The 24,811-nt window shown below is 66.9% G+C and carries 19 protein-coding genes; 11 read left to right on the forward strand and 8 right to left on the reverse strand.

Annotation, left to right across the window (positions count from 1 at the left end):
* Window positions 1–81 precede the first annotated feature (81 nt).
* Together Q0Q36_RS02925 and Q0Q36_RS02930 are read left to right on the forward strand one after the other, a co-directional pair.
* A complete protein-coding gene (locus Q0Q36_RS02925; protein ID WP_293795382.1) occupies window positions 82–648 on the forward strand; it encodes a recombinase family protein in 567 nt (188 codons plus the stop codon).
* Between the two features lie 505 nt (window positions 649–1,153).
* Complete coding sequence (locus Q0Q36_RS02930) at window positions 1,154–2,632, forward strand: hypothetical protein (RefSeq protein ID WP_293795384.1); 1,479 nt, start codon at window positions 1,154–1,156, stop codon at window positions 2,630–2,632.
* Between the two features lie 245 nt (window positions 2,633–2,877).
* Here Q0Q36_RS02930 and Q0Q36_RS02935 read toward each other — a convergent pair whose 3' ends face one another.
* The 6 genes from Q0Q36_RS02935 to Q0Q36_RS02960 all read right to left on the reverse strand — a co-directional run bounded on the left by Q0Q36_RS02935 (window position 2,878) and on the right by Q0Q36_RS02960 (window position 9,996).
* Window positions 2,878–3,252, reverse strand: coding sequence for a hypothetical protein (locus Q0Q36_RS02935; protein ID WP_293795386.1), 375 nt, complete (start codon window positions 3,250–3,252; stop codon window positions 2,878–2,880).
* A gap of 142 nt (window positions 3,253–3,394) precedes the next feature.
* Complete coding sequence (locus tag Q0Q36_RS02940; protein WP_293795387.1) at window positions 3,395–4,567, reverse strand: glycosyltransferase family 4 protein; 1,173 nt, start codon at window positions 4,565–4,567, stop codon at window positions 3,395–3,397.
* Complete coding sequence (locus tag Q0Q36_RS02945; RefSeq protein WP_293795388.1) at window positions 4,564–5,592, reverse strand: glycoside hydrolase family 5 protein; 1,029 nt, start codon at window positions 5,590–5,592, stop codon at window positions 4,564–4,566. Before Q0Q36_RS02945 ends, Q0Q36_RS02940 begins: the two co-directional genes overlap by 4 nt.
* Window positions 5,589–7,391 carry an alpha/beta fold hydrolase gene (locus Q0Q36_RS02950; RefSeq protein ID WP_293795389.1) on the reverse strand — a complete coding sequence of 601 codons (1,803 nt, stop codon included), beginning with the start codon at window positions 7,389–7,391 and terminating at the stop codon, window positions 5,589–5,591. Before Q0Q36_RS02950 ends, Q0Q36_RS02945 begins: the two co-directional genes overlap by 4 nt.
* Window positions 7,388–8,773, reverse strand: coding sequence for a lipopolysaccharide biosynthesis protein (locus Q0Q36_RS02955; protein ID WP_293795390.1), 1,386 nt, complete (start codon window positions 8,771–8,773; stop codon window positions 7,388–7,390). Before Q0Q36_RS02955 ends, Q0Q36_RS02950 begins: the two co-directional genes overlap by 4 nt.
* Complete coding sequence (locus Q0Q36_RS02960) at window positions 8,770–9,996, reverse strand: glycosyltransferase (RefSeq protein ID WP_293795391.1); 1,227 nt, start codon at window positions 9,994–9,996, stop codon at window positions 8,770–8,772. The genes Q0Q36_RS02955 and Q0Q36_RS02960 overlap by 4 nt, the downstream gene beginning before the upstream one ends.
* Before the next feature lie 525 nt (window positions 9,997–10,521).
* Here Q0Q36_RS02960 and Q0Q36_RS02965 point away from each other — a divergent pair.
* Window positions 10,522–12,615 carry a GumC family protein gene (locus tag Q0Q36_RS02965; protein ID WP_293795392.1) on the forward strand — a complete coding sequence of 698 codons (2,094 nt, stop codon included), beginning with the start codon at window positions 10,522–10,524 and terminating at the stop codon, window positions 12,613–12,615.
* 2 nt (window positions 12,616–12,617) lie between these two features.
* Window positions 12,618–13,856, forward strand: a complete 1,239-nt coding sequence (locus Q0Q36_RS02970) for a UDP-phosphate alpha N-acetylglucosaminyltransferase (RefSeq protein WP_293795393.1) — start codon at window positions 12,618–12,620, stop codon at window positions 13,854–13,856.
* On the opposite strand, the gene Q0Q36_RS02975 is transcribed toward Q0Q36_RS02970, so the two are convergent.
* Complete coding sequence (locus Q0Q36_RS02975) at window positions 13,832–15,010, reverse strand: acyltransferase (RefSeq protein WP_293795395.1); 1,179 nt, start codon at window positions 15,008–15,010, stop codon at window positions 13,832–13,834. The two genes, Q0Q36_RS02970 and Q0Q36_RS02975, sit on opposite strands and share 25 nt — an antisense overlap.
* Window positions 15,011–15,332: 322 nt before the next feature.
* On the opposite strand from Q0Q36_RS02975, the gene Q0Q36_RS02980 reads away from it, so the two are divergent.
* From Q0Q36_RS02980 to Q0Q36_RS03000, 5 genes are read left to right on the forward strand one after another with little or no spacing between them, the layout of a single operon-like run.
* Window positions 15,333–15,578, forward strand: coding sequence for an acyl carrier protein (locus tag Q0Q36_RS02980; protein ID WP_293795396.1), 246 nt, complete (start codon window positions 15,333–15,335; stop codon window positions 15,576–15,578).
* The gene (locus Q0Q36_RS02985) at window positions 15,578–16,813 is read left to right on the forward strand and encodes an acyl-CoA dehydrogenase family protein (protein WP_293795397.1); all 1,236 of its coding nucleotides are present in this window, start codon (window positions 15,578–15,580) and stop codon (window positions 16,811–16,813) included. The genes Q0Q36_RS02980 and Q0Q36_RS02985 overlap by 1 nt, the downstream gene beginning before the upstream one ends.
* Before the next feature lie 4 nt (window positions 16,814–16,817).
* Window positions 16,818–17,738 (forward strand): amino acid--[acyl-carrier-protein] ligase, encoded by a 921-nt coding sequence (locus tag Q0Q36_RS02990; protein WP_293795399.1) that lies wholly within the window; start codon window positions 16,818–16,820, stop codon window positions 17,736–17,738.
* Window positions 17,702–18,754 carry a DUF1839 family protein gene (locus Q0Q36_RS02995; RefSeq protein WP_293795400.1) on the forward strand — a complete coding sequence of 351 codons (1,053 nt, stop codon included), beginning with the start codon at window positions 17,702–17,704 and terminating at the stop codon, window positions 18,752–18,754. Before Q0Q36_RS02990 ends, Q0Q36_RS02995 begins: the two co-directional genes overlap by 37 nt.
* 5 nt (window positions 18,755–18,759) lie before the next feature.
* A complete protein-coding gene (locus tag Q0Q36_RS03000) occupies window positions 18,760–21,237 on the forward strand; it encodes a glycoside hydrolase family 2 protein (RefSeq protein ID WP_293795402.1) in 2,478 nt (825 codons plus the stop codon).
* A gap of 15 nt (window positions 21,238–21,252) precedes the next feature.
* Here the strand turns inward: Q0Q36_RS03000 and Q0Q36_RS03005 are convergent, their stop codons facing one another.
* Window positions 21,253–21,840, reverse strand: a complete 588-nt coding sequence (locus Q0Q36_RS03005) for an undecaprenyl-diphosphatase (protein WP_293795403.1) — start codon at window positions 21,838–21,840, stop codon at window positions 21,253–21,255.
* Window positions 21,841–22,100: 260 nt separating this feature from the next.
* Here Q0Q36_RS03005 and Q0Q36_RS03010 point away from each other — a divergent pair, with 260 nt between their 5' ends.
* Together Q0Q36_RS03010 and Q0Q36_RS03015 are read left to right on the forward strand one after the other, a co-directional pair.
* Window positions 22,101–23,600, forward strand: coding sequence for a M81 family metallopeptidase (locus Q0Q36_RS03010; RefSeq protein WP_293795405.1), 1,500 nt, complete (start codon window positions 22,101–22,103; stop codon window positions 23,598–23,600).
* Between the two features lie 23 nt (window positions 23,601–23,623).
* Window positions 23,624–24,784, forward strand: a complete 1,161-nt coding sequence (locus Q0Q36_RS03015) for a M20 aminoacylase family protein (protein WP_293795406.1) — start codon at window positions 23,624–23,626, stop codon at window positions 24,782–24,784.
* The last annotated feature ends 27 nt before the right edge of the window (window positions 24,785–24,811 follow it).

A 24,811-nucleotide genomic window follows, 5' to 3' on the forward strand; every position in this document is an offset into this window, starting at 1 on the left:
GACGACGGTCTCGCAAAAACTAGTTGCAGAACTGGCGTCTCATGAGACGCTCGTTCCGACGAGTTTTGCGAAGGAGAGGCGATGAAGCTGGGGCTGGCGCGGGTTTCGACGGACGGACAGGATCACAGTCTTCAGCTTGACGCGCTGAAGGCGGCCGGGTGCGAGCGCATCTTCACCGAGACGATCTCGGGGACGAAGGCTGAGAGACCCGAGCTTCGGAAGCTCCTCGACCATGCCAGGAGCGGCGACGTGATCGTCGTCTATTCGCTGTCCCGGTTGGCGAGGTCCGTGCGCCACCTCATCGACCTGAGCGAGGAGTTCCAGCGCCGCGAGATCGGCTTGATGTCTCTAACCGAGTCGATCGACACCACCACCCCTGTCGGTCGCTTCCTTTTCCACCTTTTGGCGTCTTTGAGCGCCCTGGAAGTTGATACCCTTCGAGCCCGAACCAGGGCTGGGCTTTTGGCCGCCCGTGCCCGTGGTCGCGTCGGCGGACGCCCGAAGTCGCTCGACCCGGTAAAGCTGACCGTGGTGAAGACGCTGCTCAGCGAAGGGACGCTGACGGTCGCCGAGATCGCCGAGCATGTCGGCGTCGCGCCCAGCACAATCTACAGGGCGCTCAAGGGCGGGCGGAGCGCGCTGGCCTGACGGTCAGGGAGATCGTAGCGCTGCGTTCTCGCGCACGAGATTCAGTCAGATTCGACCCCTCGCGCGATCTCCGTCATCTGCCTGTTTAAGCCTAGCCGCCTGCGGCGGCAGATGACTCTCCCTGCATCGAGGTGATGAAGACCTCGTTCTTAATACCCGCCACATGGATTTCGAGGTCCGATGCGCGCAGCGCGAGGTCGCCTCGAAATCTGATGTGGCACGCGGATCGCGCTCGGCTGCGCAGCGGCAGAGCGTGAGCGGCGTCAGATCAAGTCCAGGTCTCTGCTCGATCTCATTCCGGTACGACGAGGGGCGCTGGCGCGCCCCGTCGTTCCGAGAACGCCATCTTCGCGCCCGCGCCCTGCGGGCTGTGGGCACTCGATGCCGCCCTCGGTTGGAGCTTCAAAAGTAAATTGAGGAATCGAGTCCTGTCGAGGTAAAAATAATGTGTCATCTCTTCCTACTATATAAAGGCAGATGACAGATTTAATCATGGATATTATCGATGCATATTACAGTGTACCAGGGCGCTCCTGGCAGCCGCAAGACCCTAACCTTCCTCGATACGGCGCTAGATAACGCTGGCCTCTACCTTGTCGCCTTCCCGCGCAACGCCCTGATCGACGAGCAGGCCGACTACTGCCGGAAGAAGGCCGCACAGATCGGCGCAGCGGCGTCGATCGTACCGATCCACACGGACCAGTCCTGCCATCGTGGTCAGGTCGGTCGCCGGATCGAGGAGGCCCTCGAAGCCAAGGCCGGGCAGAGCCATGTCGTGATGATGATCAGCCACGCTGCCCTGCTCGTGCTCGACCCGGCACTGCTCGCAGGCTGGCACGTAGCGATCGACGAGAACCTCGACGCCAGTGTCGGCTCAGGTGTGTTCGTGGCCACCACATCCTGGAGTGTGCTCGCCCGTCACTATCGGCTCGATCCCCTTCCAGGCGGCCAGCATTGGGAGGTGGTGCCACGTGATGATGTTGCTCCTCTGACGCGGAAGGCAATCGCCGCCGAGGCCAAGGACGGACTCTCGGCTTTCCTGACCTATGCCTCACAATCGCGCCGCACGGTTTTTGTCGATGTAGGCGACTGGCGCGAGGCCCAGGTCGGGCGTTCAATCCGCTGGTGGTCGATCTGGACCCCGCTCGTCCTGAACCGGTGCGCGGCGGTGACGCTGATTGGGGCGGGCTACTTCGAGAGCGTTCCCTTCCATGCCAACGACTGGCTGGCACGTGGTGCCATCACCTATGCGGAGAAAGACCTGAGCGTGGCGGGCCGGGCGAACCCTCGTGTGCGCATCCACTACTACACGCGCGGCCATGTCGGTTCGACAAAGTGGTGGGAGTCTGATGAAGGCCACCGCTGCCTTTTGCAGGTCTCGGACCACCAGAAGCTGATCGGCGGGCCGGGCTACTGGTCGTCGAATGACGCGATCCGGCTGGTCTTCCGCGCCCGCTTCCCTGGTGAGTGGTGCTCGCCCAAACAAGCAGGCACGAACGGGCTGATCCGCCACACCTCGTGCCTGTACATCTACTCGGCGAAGCCGCAGATGGACGACGCTCCGATCATCGATTTGCTCGGCCTCGATCGTGATGTGATCCGCCGGGCGCGCGAGTTCGAGGACATCCGCCAGTTCGTGCTGCGCGGGGCACTCAGGCGGCCAGACTATGCCGGGACCTACGACATCTACCTGTACGACCTCGCCCAGGCCCAGGACCTCGAAGCCTATCTGCACGGCATCGGCATCGCTGACCTGGAGTTGGTGCCGGTCGTCGAGGCCGGGATCATGGACGTGGTCCGCCCTGGCTCAGCCGCCGTTGTGCCGAAGGCCCCGCTGAGCCGCCAGGAAAAGCGGGAGAGGAACACCGCCAGCCAGCAGAAGCGCCGGGCCAAGGTTCATGCCGAGGAGACGGCCAAAGGCATCGTGCGGAAGCGCGGGCGGCCCAGGAACGCATCGGTAGACCTCGGAGCCATTGCGCCCTGATCAAAGCAAGACCATAACCCACTGACCTTGTTCGCCTGCCACACTGGTGCTTGGTGGAGGACGCCCCTAGGGAGCGCCATTTGCCGCCTAAGCCATCAGAGTGGCTTAATCTCCTGAGATGTCATAAGTTTCTCGGCTTGGAGCGCTGCACTTCGTTGTTGCACACTCAGCGGAGAGATCGTGCCTGCGGGTGGCTGGCTGCGCAAGCGCCCGGGGACTGGCGTGTTCCCTCTCAAAACAGAAGATCATCTATATCTTCGGAAGGTGCCGCGACCGGGCTGCGTTTGCGCGATCCGGTCCTGGGACGTGCCAACAATCCGATGATGGATCGTTCGTTCGATCTCGAGCGTCTCGGCAAGACGCAGCCCCGCAATGGCGTGCTCAAGCCGTTGTCGGATACTGTCGCCCGACTGCAATGCTATGATCACGGCTCCGGCCGCCGTCACGACCTTGCCAGAACGTGCCGCCGCCTCGCCGGCAAGCGTGATGCTGCGGCGCTGCCGGCCCTCGACCTCGGCCAGGATAACCGAAAGCGTGTCTGCCAGTGCCCAGAGGGCGGGAGCGTATCGCGTTTCGAAATCGTGTTGGGCTGCCAGGGTCGAGGCCAGCAGGATCTTCATCCGGTCGTGATCGCGCGCAGGCTTCGATCGTGCGCTGGACCCGGGTCGTCAGCCCGACGATCTCTTTGGCAAAATCGCCGAAATCAGGTCACCGAGCTCGGTGATGTTCCCAAAGACCGGCTCACTCCGGCCCGGCCCACGGTCAGCGACGCCGGGACGCGGGATACAGCGCTGCCGCATACAGATCGAGATAGCGCCGTGCGACTTCGTTCCAGGAATACGAGGCGAGGTCGGAGAGGCGCGGGCGCGTCGCAGCGGGCGCGCGCAGAAGGGCTGAGTGGGCCTCCCTGACCGCAGTCGCCGCCCGTTCCGGATCGGCGAAATCGACGGTATGGACCGTGGGGAATTTGTCCGCCAGCGCCGCGAAGGCGGCGTTGGGCTGCACGATGGGCACAAGGCCCGCGCTCATCGCCTCGATCAGGGCGAGCCCGAAGCCCTCGAATTCGGAGGCCGAGACGAAGAGCGAGGCCTGGCTCATCAGCGCACGCACGGCGGCGTCGCCGAGGCCGAGATGCAGCGTCACGGCCTGTTCCACCCCTGCGGCCGCGATTGCCGCCCGCAGCGCTTCCTCGCTCCAGTCGGAGGTGACGCCGATCAGGTCGAGATGCCAGCCGGGCTCGCGCCGGGCCAGCGCCGCCATGGTGGCGATCAGCCGGTCGGGGCGCTTGTTCTTGGAGAAGCGGCCGATGCTGACGAGGCGCTTCCGCGGCTCGGGGCTGGAGGCGCCGGCGAACTTGTCGAGATCGACGCCGTTCTCGATGACGGTGACCCTGCCGGGTGCGATCTGGCCGAAAAGCCGCGCATCATTGGCGCTGCAGCCGGCGATGCCGCGATAGGCCAGGGCCGAGAGCCGGGTCGGCCCATTGAACCAGAGCGTCTTCAGCGCCGAGAAGTCGCCGGTATGGAAAAAGCCGCCATGGGTCGTGGCGACGAGCGGCTTGCGATGCAAGGGCCAGCCGAAGGCCAGGGCGTCGAAGAAGAAATCGATCGCATGGACATGGACGAGATCCGCATCGCCGAGATGGCGGAAGACGGAAGGAGCAAGCGGGTAGCGCGTCGAGCCGCGGAACGGGATGCGGGTTACGGGAATGCCGTCGAGCACTTCCTGGGTCGGTAAGACTTGGTCCAGCCGCACGAACAGGCGGTCGAGCGTTACCACGGACGGGCTCAGGCCGAGCTCGCGCTGCACCCGGCAGAGATTGGCGACGACATCCTCCAGCCCGCCGCGATTGGGATGGAATTGGCGTACGACATGGGTGATGCGGGTTCCGGCCGGCAGCGCCGGAGCGAGATCGTGGGAGAAGGGGGCGGTCAAGGCTTGGCATCCTTGCCGCAGGCCGCGGTCTTCTTGCTGGTCTTGAGATGCGCGAGCAGCAGCTTCACCTGCGGGCGTTCGCCGCCCGGCGTCGGTTCGAGGTTGAAGACATAGTCCTGCGGCCACCAGGCGCCGGCGCCCCAGGCCGTCCAGCCCAGCCATTGCCGGGGGCTGGCATCGACCGCGGTCACGATCTGGCGTAGCGCCGTCAGGCATTCGGGGCGGGTCGAGGCGGCGAACTCGCCGAGGAAGCCGCGGCGGTCATGCGTCTTCAGCCAGGCGGTGACGTCACCGATCGCCTTGAGCGCGCCGGCTGCCGCCGAGCATTCGGCCGAACGACCGGAATAGTCGGCGTCGAGATATTGGTGGAAATCATAGGCGTAGCGGTCGCGCGGGTCCTTCACGTCGAGGAGGTCTCGGCCGTTGTTGCCGATGGGCAGATCGGCGGTCCAGCTATGGGCGCCGCCATAGGCGGTGCCGGTCACCAGCAGGAGCTGGTTCGCGCCTTCCTTGCGGATCGCGGCGATCGCGGCGTTCTGGATCTGCGCCCAGGCGGCGCTGTTGATGTCGTAGGGCTCGTTCATGATCGAGAAGACGAGCTTCGGGCGATCGCGGAAATGCCTGGCGAGCCGTGCCCAGACATCAGCGAGAGCCGAAGCCGGAAGGCTCTCCGAGCCCAGCTGCATCTTCTGGTAGTAGCCGAAATTATGCAGGTCGATGATCGGCGTGAGTCCGGCGATCTCGGCCCAAGTGACGGTATCGGTGAGGCGTGCCAGCTCCATGAGGTCGAGCGGTTCGTTCAGCGCCGGCTGAAGACGCTCCCAGCGGAAGGGCAGGCGGACGCTGGTCATGCCGAGCTGGCCGAGCCGCTTGAGAGCCGCCTCGCCGGGATAGGTGTAGTCATGGTCCGGTCGGCCGGGCAGGCCGCCGAACTCGGCGCCCGACAGGTTGACGCCGCGCAGGCAGGTCTCGGCCTGTGCTGGCAGAGCGAACAGGGCTGCGAGCGCGAATAGGACGCTTCTCATGGCGCGACGATCCGCAGCAGGGCGTCGAGCAGCCGGCGTCCGGCGCCGAGATGGGTGAAGTTGTGGTCGGCGTCGGGGATCGTGGTCAGGGTCGCGTTCGGATAGGCGGCGAGGCGCTCGCCGCCTTCGCCGAAATAGGTCTTGAACTCCGCCATGCCGATATCGCCGTCGGCATAGATCAGCGCCAGCTCGACCTTGCGGCCGGCGAGCACCTTGAAGCGGCGATGGCATTCGCGATGCAGCCGGCCATGCTTGGTCAGGCGTCCGAGCATCGGAGCAAGCGAGACCGAGAGCTTCTTGCGCCAGCGGAAGAGGAGGTAGCGTCCGGCGGGGCCGACGCGCAGGCGGCCGGTCAGCAGGCGGCGCAGGCCGCCCTTGCGGGTCAAGGTGGCGCCGAGATCGCCGACGCTGCGGTGGGCGTAGCGGATTGCATCCTCGACGCTCTCTTCGGGATCCCAGACGAAACGCTCATTGTTGACGATGACGAGGCGGCGCACGCGCGGGTCCTGCACGGCCGCATTGAAGGCGGCATAGGCGCCGCTGCAGCGGCCGATCAGCACCGGGGTCGCGAAGCCACGCTCCTCGAGCGCATCGATGGCGAGGCGGACATCGTCGATCTGCGCCTGCGAGTAGAGGATTTCCTCCGGGCCGCCGGTGGTGGGCGGGCTGTCGCCGACGCCGGAAACGTCGAAGCGCAGCGAGGCGATGCCGTGCGCGGCCAGGGCGCGGGCCTGGATCACGCTCGCTCGGGCCCAGCCGATATGATAGTCGCGACCGGCATTGACGAAGAGGGCAGGTTCGCCTGCTGCAACGCCGATCGGCTCGCAGAGCACGCCGAAGAGGCGTCCGTCCGGGCCGAACCGGAGCGGACGCTCGACGAAGCCCTCGCCGCGTAAGCCCGCAGCGGGAAGAGGCGCCAGCGGCTTGCGCAGGGCCGGTACCGTGCCTTCCGGCAGTGCGGCGCGTTCGGCAATCCAGTCTGTCACCGTTGCGATCATGGCCGGCGGTGGAAGGGCCGAGGTCGGGTCGGTTGTCAGGACCTCATAGCCGGCATAGTCGCGCTGTTCGACGGCCGCGCCGAGGCCCGCGAGAGTCTCGGCCATCGCGGCGTCGCCGCCATGGCCAGGGCGTGCGAGGAGAAGGACCTGCTTCGCCGGGCTCTGCATCATGGCCTGCAAGCCCAGGGTCGCTATGGCCCGCAGGCGCCCCGGCGCCAAGCGCAGGCCTGCGACGGCGCAGCGGGTGTCGTCGTCGGGGTCGACGCCGATGCCGATCCGGTCCGAGACCATGCGCGACCAGGCCGTGAGCTCGCGCAGATAGCGCTTGCCGTTGCCGACCGGCGCCATCAGCACCAGGGCCTCGACCGGCGCCAGGGCTTGCGCGGCCTGCAGGGCGAGCGTCCCGCCGAGCCCCTGTCCGACCAGGACGAGGCGCGTGCAGCCGCTCGCCTGCCGCAGCAGGTCGGCTGCGGCGCGGATCGTCTCGAACCAGTCGTCCAGCCCTTGCGGATGGGCGGCCTCGAGCGCATCGCCCTGTCCGGGATAGTCGAAGCGCAGGCTGGCGATGCCGGCGGCCGAGAGGCTGTCCGCCAGGCTGCGCCAGGTCGCGCGCAGGCACAATTCTTCGTAGCCGATGGCGCCGAGCATCAGCACCGCGACCGGCGCCCGGCCGGGATGGAAGACGCCCACGCTGCTGGCGAAGGTCACAGGCTGGCCGAAAGGCCGCAGCGCGGCCGGGGCGAGGCCGGCCCGTGGCGGCTCGTCCTGGTCCGGGGAGGGCCGGAGGGCGGCGGCGATCATCGGCTGGCTCCTTCCGCTTCGGGGCGGCCAGGCAGGGGAGGCACGGCGGGTTTGGGGGCTCCGCCGAACAGGAAGGGGCGGAAGAAGGCGGTCGCCATGTTGTCGATCCCCCAGCGATGCTTGATCCAGTACCAGGCGACGAGGCTCGAGGCGGTGCTGAGGATCAACCCGGCGGCCGCGATGCCGATCAGGCCAGCCAGTCGCGCCAGCCCGTAGAGCAGGCCGAGATAGAGCACGAACAGGATCGCCCGGGCGATCAGGAAGAAGCGCTCGCCGCCGCCGATCATCAGCAGCCATGAGCCCGGCCCGAAGAAGGCCAGGGAGACCGCGAGGACGCAGAGCACAGTCAGAACGTCTTCGTGCTTGACGAATTCGGGGTTGAACAGGTGCAGCACGAAGGGGGCGACGACCGCGAGCCCGAGCGCGCCGAGCAGCGAGATGCAAAAGCTGGCGAAGGAAAGCCGCCCTATGACGAGCTGGGCGCCGGCCGTGTCGGATTTCTGGAAATGTGCCGCGATCATCGGGATGCCGACGGTGTCGATGGCCGAGATCGGCAGGGTCAGCAGCATGGCGATGCGCAGCGCGACGAAATAGAAGCCGGCCTCCTCCAGCCCGAGCAGCGCGCCGATCAGGACCGTTTCCAGATAGGCGGCGGCCGAGTTCAGCGTGTTGTTGGCGATGAAATAGCCGCTTTCGCGCCGCCAGGCAGAGCGGGTCTCGCGCGGGATGCGGCCGTGGGCGCCGACCCAGCCCAGTCCTTCGTCGCGCAGGAAGGCGGCGCTCTGGTAAAGGGTCGTGGCCGCGAGCAGGCCGGTGACGATCGCCATCGCGCCGACGCCTCCCATCATGGACCCCGCGAGAGCGGCGCCGGCGATGCACAGGATCGAGCTGCCGCGCCAGACGATCTCGCGCGGCACCAGCGACAGGTTGATGCGCCCGTGGATGCGGAAATAGTTCTGGTAATATTCGCTGAGCGCGAAGATGGCTGCGAAGACGAAGGCGAGCCAGAGATAGCGATAGGTCGGCGGCAGCTGCTCGGCGAAGAGCCAGAGTGGCAAGGCCGCCCCCAGCAGCACGAGGCAGCCGAGCGCCAGCCAGCGGGCATTGACGTCGATCAGGGCCTGGTTCTGCGGATTGCTGGTCGGCTCGGTGCGCTGGTAGTGCTTCACCACCAGGATCTGCTGGCCAAGCACGGCGATGAGCCCGAGGCCGCTGCCGATCGAGAACAGGAAGACATAGAGGCCGTATTCCTGCGTTGGCAGGAAATGGCTCGCCGTCAGCAGCACGAAGAAGCTCAGGATGGTGCTGCTGAAACGCGAGGAGAAGGCCGGGATGAACCGGCCCGCCGTCTCGGTCCGCATCAGGCGCAGGAGAGCCTTCACGGGCGCACCTCACCTGGCTGCAACTGCCTGGTTCCGTTCGGCTGGCGGACGAGCCCGGCGAAGACTGCGTCGAAACCGGCTGCGATCCGCTCCGGCGCGTAGCGCGCCGCCGCGGCGAAGGCCCCGGCCGAAAACCTGGCGACCTGCGCGCGGTCCCGAGCGAGCTCCATGATCCGCTCGGCCAGGGCCGCATCGTCGCCCGCATTGAACAGGGCGCCGCTGATGCCGGGCTCGATCGTCTCGGGGATTCCGCCGGAGCGCGCGCCGATCACCGGAACGCCATGGGCGAAGGCCTCGATGGCCACCCGGCCGAAGGGCTCGCGGAACAGCGAGGGCATGGCGAGCACGTCGATCTCAGGCAGGAAGAGATCCGGCCTGGTCCAGCCGAGGAAGCGGGTGTTGCCAGCTGGGAACAGGCTGGGCAGCGCCTTGGCGTAGTCGCTCTGGCCACTGCCGGCGATCAGGAACTCGACCGGCTCGTCCTTCAGGCGGTGGGCGGCGGCTGCGAGGGTGTCGAGGCCCTTGACGGGATCATGCACGCCGATGAACCCGATACGCAGCGGCCTGTCCGCGGTTGGCGCAGCGCGGGGCCCGGCGCCGGGCACAGGCGCGATCGCGCCGGGCACGACATGCGTCGTGGCGTTGGGGAAGAGGCCGTGGTCGCGATGCCGGGCGATGATGAAGCCGGTCTCGCCGATCACGGCGTCGACGAAGCGCGAGCTCAGCTTCTTGCCCCAGGATGTCACCTGGCAGGAGGCGCAGGCGCGTTCGCAATTGTCGTTGCCGCGCCGCATGCTGCCCTTCCAGCAGAGCAGGAAGGTGCTGCGCAGGATATGCGCCACCGGCACGCCGCAGCTCTTCGCCGCCGCCCAGGTCGCGACATTGATGTTCTCGATCGAGTCGGTCAGCACGAGGTCGGGCCGCAGGCGGCGGATCTCGCGGCGCATGACGAGGAAGGCGCGCGGGTTGAAGTTCTCCAGCGCGTGCCAGACGAGCTTCTTCCAGGCCGGGCGCGGCAGGCGGTAGTTCCAGTCGACATTCAGCGAGCGCAGGCGGTGCACCGGCACGCCGTCATAGATCTCCTGCTTGTCCTCGCCGGAGACGTTCACCACGGTGAGGTCATGGCCGGCGGCCAGCAGCAGCTTCGCGACGATCATCGCCGAAATCGGGCCGCCACCGTCGATGAACGGCGGAAAGGCGGCGCAGGCCATCAGGATGCGCATATGGGCCGAACTCGTCCTCGTCGTTGCGGGCGGGGCAAATCCGCGCTCCGCCTGTCCCAGATCACGACGCCTCCGCAGGAGGCGGTCTCGATGATCCATCTCCTTGTCGGCGACCCGGAGCGTTCCGAAACGTGGAGTCCACATCTCGATCCGGTGCCATAGCGGAATAGCCCGTGGACGCTAAGCAAAGCTTGGCGTGATCCCGGAATCTGCTCCCATCGTAAACCGCGCATGAACGAGACCATACAGGCGATGAGAAGGGAGCCGGAGCATCGACGGAATCCGGCATTTTTTCGAGTGCGTCAAAACATCAATGAAAGTCTTATGAAGGAATTCGTGTTGAACTCCTGCTGATGTTGCAGTTGATTTTGGGAATTGTAACTTCGATTTCGTCAAGATTATGCCGTAATTACTCCGTTACAGGAATGTTAACTGCATCAAGGCAGGCTGCGCGGCAGCGTTCCAGCAAGGTCCGCCCGACGAAGCGCTCATGCGCCCGAGCGGGACGGACGAGGAGAGACAGGGTTGGCATCTGCGTTGGAGGCGGGCGAAGGAGAGGGCGCATCGGCACCGGGCCGCGCTTCTCCGGCTTTCAGCCTGTCCGAGTTGCTTGGGTTGCTGCGGCGGAGGCGCCTGCTCGTTGCCGTCTGCGCGGGGCTTTGCCTGCTGCTCGCGCTCGCCTTCCTGTCGGTCCAGACGCCGGTCTATCGCGCGACGGCGGAGCTGCTGGTCGATCCGCAGGCGCTGCAGGTCGTCGGCAAGGACATCGTGCGCACCGACACCTCGGCCTCGATCGATTTCGCCAATGTCGACAGCCAGGCGCTGGTGATGACCTCGACCGGCGTGCTCAAGCAGGTCATCGACGAGCTCAACCTCGAAACCGACCCTGCCTTCAATCGCTCCGCCGGCCTGCTCACGCGCCTTCTCGGCAAGCTGGCCGAACCGACGCCGGAACAGCGCCTGGCTCAGACGATCGACGCGCTGAAGCGCGCCATCGTGATCCAGCGCGTCGACAACTCCCTGGTCTTCCGCATCATCGTCACGCATCCGCAGGCGCAACGTGCGGCCGATATCGCCAACACGCTGGCGCAGATCTATTTCAAGCAGGGCATCGATGGGCGTCGCGCCGTGGTCGAGCGCGCCAATGCGACGCTGATCAGCCAGATCGCCGGCCTGAGGACGCAGCTCGACGAGGCGGAGCGCGCCGCCCAGACCTTCCGCGCCCAGAACAACTTGGTCTCGACCGGCGAGGGACTGGTCATCTCGCAGCAATTGCGCGACCTCTACAGCCAGATCGGACAAGCGGAGGGCGAGTTCGCGCGCCAGCAGGCGCGGCGCGACCAACTCTTGCGCTACGGCAATGGCAGCCCGCTCTCCGACCAGTTGCCGGATGCGCTGACCTCGCCGGCGATGGCTGCGCTCAGGACGCAATATGCGCAGACGGCACGCGAGGCGGCGAGCCTGGGCCAGACGCTGGCGCCGCAACATCCGCGACTGGTCGAGATCCGCGGCGAGCTGGCAGAGACGCGCCGGCTGCTGGCGTCGGAACTGTCGCGTGTGCGCAGCTCGATCCAGGAAAACTATCGCCAGGCTGAAGCCAATCTCGCCAATCTCCGCAAGCGGGCACAGGAGCTGACTCGCACCCAGGAGACCAGCAGTGCCGCCCAGATCCGCCTGCGCCAGCTCGAAAGCGAGGCTGAAGCCGTACGCGCCGTCTACAGCGCCTCGCTGCAGCGTGCCAAGGAACTGGAGCAGCAGAAGCGGATCGAGACCAATAATTCCCGCATGCTGTCCGAGGCGGTGGCGCCGTCCGTCGCATCCAAGGTGCCGGCTGCGCTCGTGCTGGCGGCAGCGGCGCTCTTCGGCAGCTGCGCCGGGCTCGGTATCGCCTATCTGCTCGAATGGATGCCGCCGATGGCCGGCTTCCTGCCGAAATGGCGGCGCGCACCCCGGCCTGCCAAATCTGAGGAACCCGCCAAGGCCGCGAAGCCGGAGAAGCCCGCCAAAGCCGCAAAGCCGGCCGTGCCCGAGCCGCCCCCGCTCTTGACGCCGGAGGCGGCTGCCGAGGCGATCGGGATCTCCACGGTGATCTCGTTGCCGAAGGATTCGGCAAAGCGCCAGGATGCGCTGGTGCCGGTGACGCGATTGTTGCAGCGCACCTTGGGCAAGCAGCTGCCGGCGCTGGTGATGGTTGCCGGCCCGGCCGACGCGGTGACGCAGACGGCTCTGGCTGAAGGCATCGCCAACAGTCTCGCCGCGCATGGCGAGAGCGTGCTGATCTGCCGTGACAGCGCCGGCGGACGGAACATGGACATCCAGCGCATCGAGCCGCAGGGCGGGACCTCCGCCAAACCCGGGCAGCGGCGCAACTTCATCGTCATGCGCCATTCCAAGCCGACCGAAGGCAAATCTGGCGCCCACCTGCCCGACGCGATCGTGCTTGCGGCGCCGCTTGCCGGCCAGACGACAGACAGCCTGATCGATCAGGCGGCGGCGGTCGATCCCACGGGCAAGCATATCCTCGCCCTCGTGGTTCCGCAGGCTGCGGCCGCGACCGCCGCAAAGCCGAAGAGCTTCGCCGCCCGCTGGCTGCGCTGGCCGGCGCGGGCGGCCGCCTGACCATGACGGCCGCCGCCGAGACGCACCGGCCCGGCTCGACCCTGCCGCTCACGATCCTCGTGGCGGCGCTGACCTTCAACATGGCGCTGTGCTTCCTCAACACCAACGTCATGCCGGTCAACGACACGATGGTGATGGGTTGCGAAGTCGTGCTCGTCGCGACCACGCTCTATCTCGGGCTCGGCCGCAACGCAGCGCCCTATCTGCTGTTGGCGGTGTTCCTGTCCTATGCGGCGATGCTGATGGCGATGCGTCCGCTCATCGATCCCAAGGCGGTGCGCGACTTCCTGATCCCGATCGCCTTCTACCTGCTCGGCAAGAGCTATAACGATCCGCGGCTGGCCGACCGGGCCGCGCTGATCTGCGGCATCATCGTCGTCGTGTTCGGGCTGTTCGAGTTCCTCGCACTCGACCTCTACGTGAGCTATTTCAACATCATCAAATATTACGTGGCGCGCGGCACGGTGGCGCCGAGCGACGTCAGCAGCCAGACCGGCGCGCTCTTCGCCAGCGGCCTGCGGCCGGATTCGCGCACATTGCTGCCCTTCCTCGGGCCGCACCGCGCCTCCTCGGTCTTCCTCGAGCCGATCTCGACCGGCAATTTCGGGGCGATCCTCTATATCTGGACGCTCAACCGCAAAGGCATGTCCCATCGCTGGCTCACGATGGCGACCGGACTCACCGCGATCGTGCTGAGCGACTCCCGCTTCGGCGCCAATGTCTGCATCGTCGCGACCGTCGCTTACTTCGCGGCGCCCTGGACGCCGCGCTTCGTCTGGCTCGCGGCGCCTTTCGTCGTGCTGATCGGGCTCGCCACCTACGGCTTCACCAGCGCCGAGGTGAACTGGCAGAACAACCTGGCCGGGCGCCTGCTCTGGACGGCGCGGCTGCTCACCTCGCTCTCGCCCGAGGCGGTCTGGGGCCTGTCGCCGGAGAAGCCGTTCCTGTCCGATTCCGGCTATGCCTATTCGCTCAACCAGATCGGCCTCGTCGGCGTGATCGGCTTCTGGAGCCTGTTCATCTTCACGCCCGAGAATTCGCCGCGGGCCTGGCGCTTCAAGGTCTGCGTCGCCGCCTATATCTGCCTGCTGATGCTGGTCAGCGATTCCGTCTACTCGATCAAGACGGCGGCGCTGCTCTGGTTCATGACCGGAACCAGCGATGCCCATACGGACCCGGCACCTGCCGCAGCTTCGCAGCAGGCGGCCGCGCCCGCCTATTCCGCCGCAGCGACCGGCTGATCCGCCGGGGTTGCGGGTGGCGGCCCGGCATGGATGCGGGCGGTGAGCGAGAACCTGCGGCGCAGGCGCAGCACCGGCTTCTCGATCACATGCCAGGAGAAGGCGGCCATGGTGCTGGCCGCAGCGACCGAGAGCGCGAAGAAGGCGGCGCGGCTGTGCATCCGCGGCAGGACCTGGAGCATCGCCTGCTGCAGCGGATAGCCGTAGAGATAGAGCCCGTAGGAATAGTCGCCGCGGGCGGTGAACGGGAAGGCAAGCTTCGGTGACAGCCCGGCATAGTTGACGACGTAGGCGAAGATCGGCGCCGTCACGCAGGAGAAGACCGGATTGGTCATCCAGTCGGGCGAGCCGAAGGCGGCGAGCGCGATGTAGGCGAAGGCGCCCGCCAGGGCATAGTCGAGGCGATGGGGAACGCGATCGCGATACTGGTAGAGCACGATCCCCGCCAGGAAGAGCGGGACGAGCCGCGCCGCGCCGCGCGTGACGAAGAGGTAGGTCAATGTGTCAAGATGGGGCAATGCGATGCCCAGATCGGCACAGAGGAAGACCGTGATCGACAGGCCGAACCAGGCGAGCGTGAGCGCCAGCATGAGCCGGCGGTGGCGATAGAGGCCGGTGACCGCACACAGAACCAGCAGGGCATAGCAGGCGATCTCGTGTGGCACCGTCCAGAGCGAGCCGTTGACGATGTGCGGCTGCGGATTGTCGAGGAACAGCCCCGGCAATTCGAAATGGATGTTGCCGAGAATGTTGAGGAAGTAGCTGGCGAAGAGCGGGTCCGAGACATACTGCCGCAAGCCGTAGGCGGTGAGCAGCGGCCCCAGGATCAGGGCCGATAGCGTGATCTCGACCGCGAGAGCCGGCAGGATGCGCAGGCCGCGATTGACGATGAACTGGCCGATGGAGAGCCGCTCGGCGCTGCCGGCGACGAGGAAGCCGCTGAGCGCGAAGAACATCGGCAGGATGGCGAAATCGAAGGCCCAGAGTTGCAGCGGCGCGAAGGGAAGGACCGGAGCGAGCAAGGCCTCGGGCGTCGCCGGCCGCATCAGCCCGGTATGGATGAACAGCACCGCGAGCGCGAGCGCGATGCGGGTCGCATCGAAGCCCGGGCCGACACCCCTGTGTTCGGCAAGTCGCGATCCGAAAGTCGCCATGACCTCTCTCCAGCGCGGCCATCATGGTCCGTGCTTTCACACCCGCTTCAGCAAGACCGCTGCCAAGCCGCATGCGTCCCGGGCGGCGTTTCCCGCTCCCGCATTCCGGCAAGGCGCCGTTTACCACAGGTTGCAATCGCCGCCGCAACGGCGATTGCGGCCGGTTTTCGATGGCGGGAGCAAGGCAACCTTAAATTTTACAGGCTAGATTTCCGGGAAGAAAAAGAAACATCCGGCCGGATGACAGAAGCATTTCCGGCTGTGACGGCACGGCTGTTGCGAAGCGCCGCGCCAGTGATCCGATACGGGGCAGGGCGAAAGCATGAAGACCAAGATCCGTGAAATCCTGAAGACGACCGGCAAGCTGCCGGGCGATGTCGCGGCGCTTGCCGACGATGCCGATCTCTACAATGCCGGCCTGACGTCCTTCGGCACGGTCGAGCTGATGATGGCACTGGAAGAAGCCTTCGACGTCGAGTTCCCGGACACGATGATGAACCGGCGCAACTTCGCCTCGATCGCCGCGATCGCGAACGCGATTCAGGCCATCCAGAGCGAGAACGTCTGATGACGAGCCTCGCCCGCCTCGCCGATGCCGGGTTCGTCACCGAGGCGCCGACGCCGGCGGCGCGCGCCGAGGCCGAGAGGGCGATGATCGCCAAGGCGCGCCGGATCGCGAAGATCGCGGCCGAGCATGCCGCGGATGTCGATGCCCGCTCGCGCTTCCCGCAAGAGGCCTTCGATGCCCTGAAGCAGGAGCGCCTGCTCGGCATCATGGTCCCGGCCGTGCAGGGCGGCGAGGAAGCGAGCCTTTCGACGATCGCCGAGATCTGCACGGCGCTGGCCCAGGCTTGCGCCTCGACCGGCATGATCTACGCGATGCACCAGATCAAGGCGTCGAGCCTGGTCGTGCATTGCGGCGACGACCCCTGGCATGCCGGCTTCATGACCCGCATCGCCCGCGAGCAGCTCCTGCTCGCCTCGGCCACGACCGAAGGCGGCGGCGTCGGCGGCGACCTGCGCTCGTCGATCTGCGGGGTGATTCGCGACGGCGACGACTTCACCCTCGAGAAGGAGGGTTGCCTGATCTCCTATGGCGCGCAGGCCGATGCGATCCTGATCACGTCGCGGCGCACGCCCGAGGCGCCGCCCTCCGACCAGGTCATGTCGGTCCTGACCAAGGACCAGTACCGGCTCGAGCGCAGCCATGTCTGGAACACGATGGGCATGCGCGGCACCTGCTCCGACAATTTCAGCTTCGCCGGCCGCGCGCCGGCCCGGCAGATCATCCCGACGCCCTTCGCCGAGATCGCGGCACAGTCGATGCTGCCGCATGCGCATCTGCTCTGGGCCTCGGTCTGGTACGGCATCGCGGCCGAAGCAGTCGCCCGCGCCGAGGGCTTCGTGCGCGGCGAGGCCCGCAAGAAGCCGGGCTCGACCCCGCCGGGCGCGCTCAGGCTCGCCGAGCTGCTCGTCAGATTGCAGCAGTTCAAGGGGCTGATCATCGCGGGTCTCGATCGCTACGAGCGGGTGCGCGGCGATGCCGACGAACTCTCCTCGATGGGTTTCGTGGTGGCGATGAACAGCATCAAGGTCGCGGCCTCCGAGAGCGTCGGCGAGATCGTCAGCCAAGCCTTCCTGATCTGCGGCATCCAGGGCTATCGCAACGACAGTCCCGCCAGCCTGGCGCGGTTGATGCGCGATGCGCTGTCGGCGCCGATCATGATCAACAACGACCGTATCCTCGGCAATACCTCCAATCTCCTGGCGGTCTACAAGCACGACCCCAGCCTGTCCCGGTGAGCGCATGTGCCAGAACTGTCCCCAGCCGCAGGGCTTCCTCGCGGAACTGATCGATAACGGCCTGCTGATCGATACCGGCGTCGACGGGCTCTATGGCCGCAGCGGTCGGTTCGAGGAGGTCATCGCCCGCTTCGACGACCTGATCACCCGCCATGGCGGGCAGGACGGCGCCGAGATCGTGCGCTTTCCGCCGGCGATGAGCCGCAAGCATTTCGAGAAGAGCGGCTATCTCAAGAGCTTCCCGCAGCTTGCGGGCACGGTGCATTCCTTCGCCGGCGACGAGCGCGCCCATGCCGCATTGCTGCACAAGGTGGCCGACGGGGTCGACTGGACCGACGGCCAGATCTCGACCGAGGTCGTGCTGACGCCTGCGGCCTGCTACCCGCTCTATCCGGTCGTGGCCAAGCGCGGCCCGCTCGAGGCCGACGGCGCGCTGTTCGACCTGCAATCCTATTGCTTCCGGCACGAGCCTTCGAAGGACCCGGCCCGGATGCAGCTCTTCCGGATGCGCGAATATGTCCGCTTTGGCACGCCGGAGCAGGTCACCGAATTCCGCGCGACCTGGCTGGAACGCGGCCAGGCGATGATGGCCTCGCTCGGCGTGCCGCTCAATCTCGACGTCGCCAACGACCCGTTCTTCGGCCGGGCCGGGCGCATGCTCGCCAACAACCAGCGCGATCAGCGTCTGAAATTCGAATTGCTGATCCCGATCGAGAGCGAGGAGAAGCCGACCGCCTGCCTCTCCTTCAATTATCATCAGGATCATTTCGGCACGACCTGGGGCATCCGGACGGCTGCGGGCGAGACGGCGCATACCGCCTGCGTCGGCTTCGGCATGGAGCGCGTCGCGCTCGCCCTGTTCAAGCATCACGGCTACGACGTCGATCAATGGCCGGCGTCGGTGCGCGCCGTGCTCTGGCCGTGAGCGCGACGGCTGCCCGGCGCGAGGCTGTGAGTCCCGGTCCGGCCGGGGCGCTCCTGCCGGTCGATCCGCTCGCCTATATCAGGCATGCCATGCATGCCGGCGAGCGGCACTGGCCGCAGACCAATTGCTATGCCGATCTCTGGATCGAGATCCTGCACGCGCTCGGTCTGGAGCCGGCGGCGGCCTTCGGCTTCACGATCGGACAGGATTTCGAAGGCGACCAGTTCACCTTCTTCAAGCCGCCGCCCGACGATCTCGAAGCGCTCTATGGCCTGAAGGTCACGGAGCTCGCGCTCTATGACGAGCTGATCGGCCATATCGAGCAGCAGATCGCGCGCGGCCGGCTGGTGCTGCTCGAGCTCGATTCCTTCTACATGCCGGACACGCGCGGCGTGTCCTATCGCGAGAGCCACGGCAAGACGACGATCGCGGTCAACCGGCTCGACCGCGCCGGTCGCCAGCTCGACTATTTCCACAATGACGGGCTGCATCGCGCCGAGGGCGAGGATTTCGACGGGTTGTTCCGCCTGCTGCCGGGGCAGATGCGCGAGGACACGTTGTTCCCCTATGCCGAGATGGTGCGCTTGCCCGAGCGGGCGCCCCGCGAGGCCGACCTGCGCGAGACCGCACTTGCCCTGCTCGCCCGCCATGTCGCGCGCCGGCCGCGCGAAAACCCGGTCGCCGCCTACCGGGCCGTCGCGACGGCGCAGGCCGAGGCTCTGGCCGAACGGCCGGGCGCGGCCTTTCATCTCTATGCCTTCAACACGCTGCGCCAGCTCGGCGCCAATTTCGAGCTTCTCGCAAGCCATCTTGCCTGGCTGGGGCAGAGCGTGTCCGGGCTCGACGAGGCCGGTGCCATCGCCCTGCGCATCGCCGAGGGTGCCAAGCTCGCGCAGTTCCACCTAGCCCGGGCGATGAAGCAGAAGCGTTTCGAGCGCTTCGACGCCGCGCTGGCGGGCCTGGCGCAGGAGCATGAGCAGATCAGCGGCCTGCTCGGCCAGCGCTTTCCCGGCTGAGCGGCATGGCCCGTATCGTCGCCCGCGATCGGGAACGGGTGGAGCCGCTCGCCGGCTGGTCCTGGCTTGCGACGGCGGCCGATGCCGTCGCGACGCCGGCGGATCTGCCGGATGGCGGTTGGGAGGATGCCGCCGTTCCCGGCACGGTCGCCGGCGCGCTGCGGACGCGCGGCCGTCTCGACGATGCCAGCGCCCATGCGATCGGCCAGCAGGATCATTGGTATCGCACGCGGCTGGCGGAGCCGCTGAGCGGACGCTTGCGCTTCGAGGGGCTGGCGACGGTCACCGAGGTCTGGATCGACGGCGTCCGGCAGGCCGAGAGCCGTTCGATGTTCGCCGCCGTCGAATTGCCTGCCGATTGCCCGGCCGGGACCGAGATCGCCCTGTGCTTCCGGGCGCTGGCGCCGCGACTTGGCGCCGCGCCGCGCCGCTCGCGCTGGCGGCCTGCGATGATCCAGCCGAACGGATTGCGTTGGTTCCGCACCAGCGCGCTCGGCTCGGTGCCGGGCTGGTGCCCGCCGGGCTTGCCGACCGGGCCATATCGACCCGTGCTGCGGATCGAGCGGGACGAGGGCGGACCTGATATCGTCGGCATCGACCTGCGGACGTCCTATGAAGGCGGCACCGGCAGGGTGGCACTTGCGGTTACTCAGGGCGATGGCGCGGCCGATGTCATGAGCGCGGTCATGCGTTGTGCCGGCCGTGAGGCCGCCCTTCGCGTCGAGGACGGGCGGCTGGCTGGTCTGTTGACCTTGCCCGGCATTGCGCCTTGGTTCCCGCATACCCATGGCAAGCCGGCGCTGCACGGACTGACACTCGTCATCGACGGCGAGAGCATCGATCTTGGCCGCATCGGCTTCCGCTCGCTCGCGGTCGACCGTGGCGCGGACGGCGCCGGTTTCGGACTGGTCGTCAACGATGTCCCGGTGTTCTGCCGCGGCGCCTGCTGGTCGAATGCCGACGTCACGACGCTGGCTTGCGGCCGCGAGGCCTACGAGCCTTGGCTTCGGCTCGCGCGTGATGCCGGCATGAACATGATCCGCCTGCCCGGCGTCATGACCTATGAGGACGAGGCGTTCTTCGCGCTCTGCGATGAACTCGGCATCCTGGTCTGGCAGGAGATGATGCTGGCCAATTTCGACTATCCGCAAGGCGATGCGGGTTTTCGTGAGGCGATCAGAGCCGAGGCTGAGGAACTGCTTTCGCGGACGCAAGGTTCGCCCAGCCTCGCCGTGCTCTGCGGCGGCAGCGAGGTCTTCCAGCAGGCGGCGATGCTCGGCGCACCGCCCGAGGCCTGGTCCGGTCCGGTTTTCGACGAAATTCTGCCCGATGCGGTTGCGCGCCTGCGCCCCGACATCGCCTATGTGCCGAACTCGCCTTCGGGTGGGGAACTGCCCTTCCTCACGAATAAGGGCGTGGCGCATTATTACGGGGTTGGCGCCTATATGCGCGACCTCGACGATGCGCGTCGGGCCGAATTGCGTTTCGCGGCGGAAAGCCTCGCCTTCGCCAATGTGCCGGAGGCGGTCTCGCTCCGGAACGGGCGCCCACCCGCAATTACGCATCATCCCGACTGGAAGCGCGGCGTGCCGCGCGATCTCGGCGCTTCCTGGGATTTCGACGATGTGCGCGATCATTACCTTGAGCGCCTCTATCGGCTCGATCCGGCCAGACTGCGCCGAGAGGATCCGGAGCGCTATTTCGCTCTCTCTCGCGCGACTGTGCCGGAGGTGATGGAGGCAGCCTTCGCCGAATGGCGCCGGCCGGGCTCGCCGACATCAGGCGCGCTGGTCTGGCTGCTGCAGGATCTCCAGCCCGGCGCCGGCTGGGGCGTGATCGCCAGCGATGGCGAGCCGAAATCGGCCTGGCACGGGCTTGCCCGCGCCTTCCGGCCCGTGCAGCTCACGCTGACCGACGAGGGCGTGAACGGGCTCGCCCTGCATGTCCTGAACGAGCGGCCGGAACCGCTGGCGGCGACCCTCGAACTGACCTGCTGGCGCGACGGCGCGACGGCGGTCGTGCAGGCGCGGCGCGAGGTCGAACTGGAAGCGCGGGGAGCGGCAACGCTTTCCGCCTTCGACCTGATCGGCCGTTTCTTCGATATCACCTATGCCTACCGCTTCGGCCCACCCGGCCATGACGTCACCTCGGCCTTATTGCGGCAGGCCGGAAGCGGGCCGGTGCTGGCGGAGGCATTCCATTTCCCGCTTGGACGCGGCCATGAGCGGCATCGGCTCGGGCTTGCTGCGACGTTGGAGCGCGACGGCGAGGGGTGGAATCTCATCCTGTCGACGCAGCGTTTCGCGCAGTCGGTCGAGATCGTCGATCCGCATTGGCGGCCGGAGCAGAACTGGTTCCACCTTGCGCCGGGTGAGCCTCGACGGGTCCGCTTGCTTCGTCGCGCCGGCGTCGAGACCAATCCGGCCGGAGAGGTCACTGCGATCAACGCGACCGAGCGAGTGAGCTACATCGCGCCGGTCTGATCGGGGCGCCGCCTCTCAGCGCCGGCCGAACTTCGGCAAGCTGCTCGTCAGCCTGTATTGCAAGCTTTCAGCGATCGTGATGACCGCCGTTCCGTATCGCGCCGTCACCGCCAGTGAGATCATGGCTGCGGGAACGGCGAGGATGATCCCGCCGAGGAGGTCCGAGGGGTAGTGGACGCCGACATAGACGCGCGACCAGGCGACGACCAGGCCGATCACCGTGGCCAGGCAAGCCGTTCCATACTGCCGCACCAGCGCGAGGACGGTGGCGCAAACAGCGAAGACGAGGGTGTGGTTGCTGGGGAAGGAGGCGCTGGGCCGGTGCTCCACCAGACTGTTCCCGAGGCCGGCCATGAAGGGGCGCGGCCGGAAGATGACGAGCCCGGTGAGGAAACTCAGCACGATCGCGATCACGAGGGCCAGCACGAGCGCGAAGGCTAGAAGGCGGCGGCGCCGGGAATCCTGAATCCACAGGACCACGATATAGCAGGGCACCAGCAGGATCGCGAAGCGGGTGACGGCGATCGCGAAGAGCGCGATGTAAGGGTTCGGATTTGCCCCTGCATTGAGAGCGAGGAACAAGTCGGTATCGAGTGTGCTCATCGTCGCGAATCGGTCACGGGCTTGATGAAACAAGCTCTCGCACAACGCGCGATAGCCGGCGAATGAAATCCGGCCTCGTCTGCGATCCAGCACTGTCTCATATCGGCTTGGTGTCAGACGCTGCTAGGGCGTAGACTGGGAATGATGCCGGGCAAGGCCGCGGCGCAGCCCCGTCATTTTCCGATTGCCGGCCGGCGCTTTTGCGCCTTGGAGAGCGCGGCCGCCTGTGATTACCTCAGCAGCGTCCAGGGGGAGAACGGATGCCGCGCCGCATCGCATTTGGCGGATTTCTGCACGAGACCAATACGTTCGCGCCGAGCAAGGCCGGGATGGAGGCTTTCCTGCAAGGCGGCGGCTGGCCGCCGCTGGCGCGCGGCGAGGCGGTCTACGCGGCGGTGAAGGACGTCAATGTCGGCGCTGCCGGCTTCGTCGACAGCGCCCGCGGCCGGGATTGGGAGATCGTGCCGACGCTCTGGTGCGCGGCGAGCCCCTCCGCTCACGTCACGGCCGAGGCCTTCGAGGTCCTCGCCGATGAATTGGTCGAACGCATCGCCGCGGCGCTGCCGCTGGACGGCGTCTATCTCGACCTGCACGGCGCCATGGTAACCGAGAACCATGACGACGGCGAAGGCGAATTGCTGCGGCGGGTGCGCGCCGTGATCGGGCCCGACGTCCCGCTCGTGGCGAGCCTCGACCTGCACGGCAATGTTACACCGTTGATGATGGCGATGGCCGACGCGCTCGTCGCCTACCGCACCTATCCGCATGTCGACATGGCGCTGACCGGCAGCCGTGCGACCGAACTCCTGGCGCAGTTGGTCGAGAGCGGTACCCGCCCGGCTAAGGCCTTTCGTCAGGTGCCCTATCTCATTCCGATCGCCTGGCAGGCGACGGCGATGGAGCCTTGCCGGACGATCTATGCCGAGCTCGTTGCGCTCGAAGGTCCCGCCGTGCCGACGCTCTCTTTCCTGCCGGGCTTCCCGGCGGCGGATTTTCCCGATTGCGGCGCGACCGTTCTCACTTATGGCGCGACGCAGGCCGATGCCGACCGGGCGGCCGATGCCGTCCTTGCCCGCGTCATGGCGAGTGAGGCAGCCTTCAAGGGTCCGGTCTTCTCGCCCGAGGATGGCGTGGCGGAGGCGATGCGGTTGTCCCAGACCGCGACCAAGCCCGTTGTCATCTCCGATACGCAGGACAATCCCGGCGCCGGCGGCGATTCCGACACGATGGGCATGGCTCATGCCCTGGTGCAGGGCGGCGCCAAGCGCGCGGCGATCGGCGTCATTGTCGATCCGGCGGCGGCCGCGATAGCTCATGCTGCGGGGGAGGGCGCGACCGTCAAACTGTCGCTCGGTGCAAAATCCGGCATTCGCGGGGACAGGCCGCTGGCCGGGGAGTTCCTGGTCGAGAAACTGTCCGATGGCCGCTTCGTCGCGCCGGGCCCGTTCTACGGGGGCTCGCGGATCAATCTCGGGCCGAGCGCCTGCCTGCGCATCGGTGATGTCCGCATCGTCCTCGGCTCGCGCAAGGCGCAGATGGCCGATCAGGCGATGTACCGGCAGGTCGGCATCGAGCCGACGGAGCAGGCCATCCTCGTCAACAAGAGTTCGGTGCATTTCCGCGCCGATTTCGAACCGATCGCCGCCGCGATCCTCGTCTGTGCCGCGCCGGGGCCGATGCCGGTCGATCCGGCCGCCTTGCCCTGGCGCCGCTTGCGTCCGGGGTTGCGGACCTCGCCGCTCGGCCAGCCTTTCGCCTGAACCTTTCGCTATCTGGAGCCATAATGCCCGCTTTGCCTGAGATCCTGTCCTTCACGGACGAGCTCATCGCCATCCGCCGCGATCTCCATGCCCATCCCGAGATCGGCTTCGAGGAAGTCCGGACTTCCGACATCGTCGCGGAGAAACTCGCCGGCTGGGGCATCGAGGTCCATCGCGGCATCGGCAAGACCGGCCTGGTCGGAATTCTGCAGGGCACCGGCGGACCGGGCCGGCGCATCGGCCTGCGCGCCGATATGGATGCGCTGCCGATCCAGGAGATCACCAACCTGCCCTGGCGCTCGACCGTGGCCGGCAAGATGCATGCCTGCGGCCATGACGGGCACACCACCATGCTGCTCGGCGCCGCCCGCTATCTCTCGGAGAATCGCGGTTTCAAGGGGACGGCCGTGTTCGTCTTCCAGCCGGCCGAGGAGGGGCTCGGCGGGGCGCGCAGCATGATCGCCGAGAAGCTGTTCGAGCGCTTCCCCTGCGACGAGATCTACGGTTTGCACAATTCGCCCGATCTCGATCCCGGCCAGATCTCGATTTTCCCGGGACCTGCCATGGCGGGCGCCGATTTCTTCGACATCAAGATCACAGGCCGCGGCAGCCATGGCGCGATGCCGCATATGGGGCGCGACCCGATCGTCGTCGCTATGAGCCTCGCCAATGCGCTGCAGACCATCGTCAGCCGCAATGCCGATCCGCGCGAGGCCGCCGTGCTCTCGATCACGCAGATCCATGCCGGCTCGGCCTATAACGTGATCCCCGAGGAGGCGATGCTGGCCGGCACGATCCGCACCTTCTCGCCGGAGATCGGTGCGCTCGTCCGCGAGCGCATGCGCGAGATCGCAGCCGGCACGGCGGCAAGCTTCGGTGTCACGATCGAGGTCGACATCCGCAACATCTTTAACGTTCTGATCAATCACGAGGCGCAGACCGACGCCGTTGTCGCTGTTGCCGCCGAAATCGTCGGCTCCGAGGGAGTACTGACCGACGGCAAGCCATTGATGGGCAGCGAGGATTTCGCCGACATGCTGCGCGTCGTGCCCGGCGCCTATGCCTGGGTCGGCCATGCCGGCACCGTCCCGGTACATAATCCGGCCTATGTGCTCGACGACGGCATCCTGCCGGTCGGCGCCAGCCTGCTGGCCCGGCTCGTCGAAACCCGCGCCGCGGCATGAGAGTGGAGATGACGTCGTGCGGCCATG

The organism is uncultured Allobosea sp. (assembly GCF_945957345.1).
GTDB lineage: Bacteria > Pseudomonadota > Alphaproteobacteria > Rhizobiales > Beijerinckiaceae > Allobosea.